General features: G+C 67.0%; 1 protein-coding gene. It reads left to right on the top strand.

Annotation, left to right across the window (positions count from 1 at the left end; all coding sequences use genetic code 11):
* Positions 1-121: 121 nt before the first annotated feature.
* The coding region (locus tag G6024_RS10040; RefSeq protein ID WP_478213485.1) for an ISL3 family transposase at positions 122-1,047 on the top strand (926 nt) is incomplete at its 3' end.

The following is a 1,047-nucleotide window of genomic DNA, read 5'->3' as shown; positions in this document are numbered from 1 at the left end:
GGCTCTTCGCATCTGAGTGTGGGTGAGGGCGACACGCCGGTGAAGCAGTAGGGAGCAAGAGGGTCGAGGCCCTGAAGGATTGGAAGTACCTCTACACCCAATCCCGAAGGGGCCTCGACCCATGTCTGAGCCTATCGGGTGCTGCCGGCCTGCCGCTGGCGCCGCACCTTCGTCTCGTTGTTCCCGCTGCGATGTTCTCGTCGGTCTCGATGACGTGTACGTCCTTGATGCGCGCATGGTCGACGAGCACCTAGAGGTGACCGTCGAGTCCGAGCCTGGGCCTGTCGGGTGCCCCGACTGCGGCGCCGTCGGAGTAGGCCATGGCCGGCAGGTAGTGCGTCTGGTCGACATCCCCTCGTTCGGTCGCCACGTCACGATCATCTGGCGCAAGCGCCGCTTCCTGTGCCCGGGAGCGGCGTGCGAACGCTGCACCTTCGTCGAACATCTTCCCGGCCTGGCCTCGCCGCGGCACGCCACCACGACCCGCGTAGTGGAGTGGGCGGTACAGCAGCTGCGACGAGAGCACGCCACCGTCAACGGACTGGCCCGCCAGCTCGGCACCGCGTGGCACACCGTGTGGACGCCGGTCAAGGCCGTGCTGCAGTCGCTCGCCGATGATCCGGACCGCTTCGACGGCGTCCTCACCCTCGGAGTCGATGAACACATCTGGCACCACGTCTCCCGCCGCAAACGCGGGCCGAAAGAACTGACCGGGATGGTCGACCTCACCCGCGATCGGGACGGAAAGGTGCAGGCCAGACTGCTGGATCTCGTGCCAGGCCGCTCCGGGGCAGTGCTGGCCGACTGGCTCACCGGACGCGGTGAGGGCTTCACCAGCGGTGTCGAGATCGCCGCCTTGGATCCGTTCCACGGCTACAAGCGGGCCATCGATGACGAACTCGAGGACGCCACCGCGGTGCTCGACGCTTTCCATGTCGTCAAGCTCGCTCTCGGTGCCGTGGACGAGGTCCGCCGTAGGTTGCAGCAGCAGATCTGCGGGCACCGCGGACGCAAGGGCGACCCGCTCTACGGGATCCGCACCATCAT

Source organism: Dietzia maris (assembly GCF_014144855.1).
Lineage (GTDB): Bacteria > Actinomycetota > Actinomycetes > Mycobacteriales > Mycobacteriaceae > Dietzia > Dietzia kunjamensis.
The sequence above is the reverse complement of the archived record's forward strand: the minus strand, read 5'-3'. Positions and strand labels throughout refer to the sequence as shown.